The sequence below is a fragment of the Georgenia sp. genome, from assembly GCF_054605595.1.
On sequence record NZ_JBTSDU010000181.1, the window covers coordinates 1 to 4,654 of the forward strand.

At 70.1% G+C, this 4,654-nt stretch carries 5 protein-coding genes and 1 pseudogene; 4 read left to right on the forward strand and 2 right to left on the reverse strand.

Features of this window, described 5'->3' with window-relative positions; genetic code table 11:
• A partial coding sequence (locus ACYC1Z_RS14305; RefSeq protein ID WP_461410190.1) for an ATP-binding cassette domain-containing protein occupies positions 1 to 267 on the reverse strand: 267 nt, incomplete at its 3' end.
• A 265-nt stretch (positions 268 to 532) separates the two neighbouring features.
• On the reverse strand, positions 533 to 1,828 hold the full coding sequence (locus ACYC1Z_RS14310; RefSeq protein ID WP_461410191.1) for an aminotransferase class I/II-fold pyridoxal phosphate-dependent enzyme: 1,296 nt from the start codon (positions 1,826 to 1,828) through the stop codon (positions 533 to 535).
• Positions 1,829 to 1,918: 90 nt separating this feature from the next.
• Here ACYC1Z_RS14310 and ACYC1Z_RS14315 point away from each other — a divergent pair, with 90 nt between their 5' ends.
• The 4 genes and pseudogenes from ACYC1Z_RS14315 to ACYC1Z_RS14330 all read left to right on the forward strand — a co-directional run bounded on the left by ACYC1Z_RS14315 (position 1,919) and on the right by ACYC1Z_RS14330 (position 4,339).
• Positions 1,919 to 2,485, forward strand: coding sequence for an NUDIX hydrolase (locus ACYC1Z_RS14315; protein WP_461410192.1), 567 nt, complete (start codon positions 1,919 to 1,921; stop codon positions 2,483 to 2,485).
• Between the two features lie 28 nt (positions 2,486 to 2,513).
• A pseudogene (locus tag ACYC1Z_RS14320) lies at positions 2,514 to 2,798 on the forward strand (DUF255 domain-containing protein); the annotation flags it as partial.
• A gap of 251 nt (positions 2,799 to 3,049) precedes the next feature.
• Positions 3,050 to 3,811 carry a helix-turn-helix transcriptional regulator gene (locus ACYC1Z_RS14325; protein ID WP_461410193.1) on the forward strand — a complete coding sequence of 254 codons (762 nt, stop codon included), beginning with the start codon at positions 3,050 to 3,052 and terminating at the stop codon, positions 3,809 to 3,811.
• Positions 3,812 to 3,883: 72 nt separating this feature from the next.
• Entirely contained in the window at positions 3,884 to 4,339 is a 456-nt protein-coding gene (locus ACYC1Z_RS14330; protein ID WP_461410194.1) for a helix-turn-helix domain-containing protein, read from the forward strand.
• Positions 4,340 to 4,654: the final 315 nt, after the last annotated feature.

The window sequence follows — 4,654 nt, forward strand, 5'->3', positions numbered from 1 at the left end:
CTGGAAGATCATCCCGGTCTTGCGCCGCGCAAGGCGCAGGTCGCGCCCGTCCAGTGCGGAGACCACGGCGCCGTCCACCGTCACCGTGCCCGAGTCGGGGCGCTCGAGGGCGTTGATGAGGCGCACGAGGGTGCTCTTGCCCGCACCGCTCTGGCCCACGATCCCGTAGATCTCCCCGCGGGAGACCTCCAGACTCGCGTGGTCGAGCGCGTGCACCTCGCCCCCGGCGGTACGGAAGGTCTTGGACACGTCGACGACAGAGATCATCGAACCCTCCCGATGTGGCCGACGACGTCCGCGGGCGCGGGCGTCCCCGGCAAATGTGCTGGATGACAGGTAAATGTGCTGGACGACCAGCCGTTCTGTCCAATCGGTGAGACTCAAGTCTCAAATCTCGGGTGCACCATCGCGCTCTGGTGCCGCAGGGGCAGGTCCTGCCGGACACGTGGGCCACGTGCCCGCCGATGAGCACGGAGGTACCTGCCCGGCAGGGTCGGCGGGAACCGCGCGCGCCGGGTCGTCCGGCAGGGTCCTACCCGCGCAGCCGGGCCAGCCCGCGAACGGCCCGCTCGAGCGTGGCGCGTTCCTTCACGAACGTGAACCGCACCCACGAGCGCAGCTGTCGCGCCACCTCACCGGACCCGGTGTCCGCCCGGCCCTCAAGGGCACGGGAATGTGTCGCCTGTCGACCAGGATCATCGCCATCGCCGAGGATCGACCGGCAGAACGCCGTCACCGGCACCCCGACGACGCCGGCGAGCTCGGGCAGCCGCCGGCACAGGTCGGCGCCGTCGGCGAACCCGAGGCCGGCGGCGTCGGCGACCACGAAGTACGTCCCGCGCGGGATGGTGGGGGTCAGGCCGACGCCGTCGAGCGCCTCGCACAGCAGGTCCCGCCGCCGCTGCAGCGATCGCGCCAGCCCGGTCACGTACTCGCCCGTGCGGCCGTCCTCGTCCGCCAGCCCGACGGCGACCGCGTGCTGGAACGGTCCCGACGCCACGTAGGTGAGGAACTGCTTCACCGTGCGCACCGCCGTGACGAGCTCGGCCGGGCCGTGCAGCCAGCCCACTTTCCAGCCGGTGAAGGACAGGGTCTTCCCGGCGGAGGAGATCGTGATCGTCCGACCCGCCATGCCGGGCAGCGTGGCCATCGGCACGTGCGCGGCGCCGTCGTACAGGAGGTGCTCGTAGACCTCGTCGGTGACGACGATGACGTCGTGGGCGACGGCGGCCGCCGCGAGCAGGTCCATCTCCTGCGGGGTCAGCACCGTGCCGGTCGGGTTGTGCGGGGTGTTGAGCAGGAGCAGGCGGGTGTGCGGACCGAACGCGGCTGTGACGTCGGCCTGGTCGAGACGGAAGCCGTCGGGCGTCGGCCGCAGCGGGAGGGTGGTGTGCGTCGCCCCGGTCAGGGCGATGGCGGCGGCGTAGGAGTCGTAGAACGGCTCGAGGGTGAGCACCTCGTCACCGGGACCGGCGAGCGCGAGGATCGTGGCCGCGATCGCCTCGGTGGCACCGGCGGTGACCAGCACCTCGGTGGCGGGGTCGACGTCGAGACCGTAGTTCCGGCGCTGGTGCGCGGCCACGGCGTCGAGCAGCGCGGGGATGCCGGGGCCCGGCGGGTACTGGTTGTGGCCGTCCCGGATCGCGGCGATCGCAGCGTCCTTGAGGTGCTGGGGACCGTCGACGTCGGGGAAGCCCTGGCCCAGGTTGACCGCGCCCGTGCGGGTCGCGAGTGCGGACATCTCCGCGAAGATCGTCGACGCGACGGCGCCGTCGGGGGCGAGGAGGCCCACGGCGCGGGCGACGGCGGTCCAGTGGCCATGTTGCATGACGCCGATTGTGCCTCGCAGGCCCGTCCCGCGCGCCGCCCGGCCGTCGGGCGGGACGGGCACCACGCTGCGGCGGCTACCGTGGCGTCCGTGATCCACGCCGCCACCGAGCTCCTCGCCTCCTGGTCCGCCCCCGACCCGCGGCAGGAGGAGACGGTCGCCGGCTACCTCGACCACCTGCGCACCCACGGCGTGGCGGCGCTCTCGCGCGACGGCGACCCGGCCCACCTCACGGCCAGCTGCGTCGTCCTCACGCCGGACCTCACCGAGGTGCTGCTGTGCTTCCACGGCAGGGGCAGGTTCTGGGTGCAGTTCGGCGGGCACCTCGAGCCCGAGGACGTCTCGCTCGCCACCGCCGCCCGGCGCGAGGCGCGCGAGGAGAGCGGCCTCGCCGGTCTGGACCTGCTGAGCCCGGTCCCATTCGACGTCGACCGGCACGCCCTCTCGGGTGCGTGGCGGTGCGCCGAGCACCTCGATGTCGGCTTCGTGGCGCTCGCACCGCGGGCGGCCGCGATCGCCGTCAGCCCGGAGAGCGGCGACGTCGCCTGGTGGCCCGTCGATGCCGTCCCGGCGGAGTCCGCGCACGGACTGGCGGACCGGGTCCGGCGGGCGACCGAGTTCGCGGCGGCCCAGCTCGCGGCCGAGCCGCACCCCTAACAGGTGCTGGTGGGCCGAACGCGTGGGGATGAGCCATCGGGCGCGGATCGGCGGGGCCGACGGACACCGGGGCGCCTCCTGCGGGGCCGCGCGTCACGCTGGGCACAGGCCGAACCGCCTCGCGGGTGCGACCAGCCCGTATCTGCTCCAGCACCACAGGACAACCCGCTGCACTGGGCATGAGGGACGTTCCGCCTGGTTTGTAGGTCCCCGGCGACTCAACCGACTTCGGAGATCAACGTTCGAGGAGGCCAAACGCCGAGACGTCCCGATCCTGCTCTCCGTCGGGTACGCCGCCTGCCCCTGGTGCCACGAGGTGAAGGCATCGACGGCTGTTGGCGGGATCTGACGAAACTGCAGGTCAGAGGGGGCGCCGTGGGTCGTCCTGGTTCATCCAAGACCGCCCTGGGATACCGATTTCAGGGCTTCGTGCATCACTCTCGTGTATCACTCGGGCGCTCCTGCGACATGTCGAGGCACCTAACACGTCCAGGGGAACGTGTCAGGCCTCGAGCGACTTCTCAACACGTTGCATATTTGCAACGCTACCATAGGATGAGTCGCATGGACCTTGCGGAGCGCGTCGCGACCCTGCGCCGGGTGAACGGGCTGAGTGCTCGTCAGCTCGCGGCGCTGGTCGATGTCGCCCCGACGACGGTGACCCGGATCGAGTCCGGAGCCGTGAGTCCATCCTTCGACCTGGCGCAGGAGATCCTGACCGTCCTGGGCGAGCCGATCGGCTTTACCGGAGTTGCCGACGTAGCCGTGATTGCTGCCGCATGGCTCGCATTGGATCCCTCGCTCGGCGTCACGGTCACGCCGGAAGTCGAAGCATGGCGACAGCGCTGGACTCGGATGGGGCTGGTCGATGACCAAGGACGGGTGGTGCCGGGCAAGGAGCCGGATCTGCTGTTCAGTGCCGGCCGTGCCGCTCGGCTCACTCGCCGTCCCGGCGCCGTTGACTACAAGGCCGGACCGAGTGCGTACGACCTTGCCGGCGCTCTCGACGCGGCCGGGTTCGAGTACGCGCTGACGGGTGACGCCGGGGCGAACCTCTACCGCTCCAGCGCGGGAGAGGCCTGGCCGGTGCTCTACGTCGAGGACGTCGCGCGCGCCGCCGCAGCGGCGGGGCTCGTGCTGAAGGAGCCGGCCTCCTTCGGGATGCGGGTCACGCTGATCCCGTTCGACGGCGTGAGCGAACTCGGCCGCACCGCGATCGACGGCGTGACTGTCGCCGCACACGAGCAGGTGGTCCTCGACGCTTATGGCGGCATCGACCGTATGGCGGAGCAGGCCGACATCTTGCTGGGCTTGCGTGGGGCGTAGCGAACAACTGAGCTCTAACGATTGCACTTGCTTCGAATATTGCGAATGATGGAGGCCTGAGAGGGGACCATCATGACCGCGCTCGCCCTCACGCCCGTCCAGCCAGACGAGTCCGACATCCACACCGCCGTCGAGGCGCTGCCTCACATCAAGAGCTACCTAGCCGACCACCCCGACAGCGTCATCAGGCTCGTCGTCGCCGACGATCCCCAAGACACGCTCGTTGTTCCGCGCGGGGCCGTGGAACTGCTTGCACGGGTGCTCGCGCACATGGCTGCGGGACAAGGGGTCTCTGTCGTGCCCGCTCACGCTGAGCTGACCACCCAACAGGCGGCGGACCTGCTCAACGTCAGTCGGCCGTTCCTCATCGGTCTCCTCGATGCCGGCGAGATCGAGTACCGCAAGGTTGGCAAGCACCGGCGGATCAAGGCGCAGTCGCTGCTGGCCCACATGGCCCGCGAGGACCAGGAGCGGCGTGAAGCCGCGGACGAGCTGACCCGGCTCAACCAAGACATGGGTCTGCTCTGACGTGTTGCTCGCCGTCGCTTATGACCCAATGTGTTCTCCCCGAGCACGCTTCGACACCTGCTGATCCGACGCGGCCCCGAGCCGCACGTATCCAGGCAAGCTTGACCGACGAGATTCTCGACGAACTTGTCAACAACGTCGCGACGAACTCAACCTTGCCCCGAGTTGCGCAGGCACGCGTTCTCGGCCTCAGACCTCCGGAAGTAGGGCCGCGTTGAGTGTTGAGATTTATGCGGGCGTGATCTGGTAGGTGATGGGGCGGCGGTCGCCCGGCGTGCGTGGTGGGGTGGTGTTGAGTTCGTCGGTGAGCAGTTG

Bases quoted from the DNA above. Each gene is read 5' to 3' on its own strand.
- ACYC1Z_RS14310 (WP_461410191.1), bottom strand. From the start codon at position 1,828: ATGCAACATGGCCACTGGACCGCCGTCGCCCGCGCCGTGGGCCTCCTC.
- ACYC1Z_RS14325 (WP_461410193.1), top strand. From the start codon at position 3,050: ATGGACCTTGCGGAGCGCGTCGCGACCCTGCGCCGGGTGAACGGGCTG.
- ACYC1Z_RS14330 (WP_461410194.1), top strand. From the start codon at position 3,884: ATGACCGCGCTCGCCCTCACGCCCGTCCAGCCAGACGAGTCCGACATC.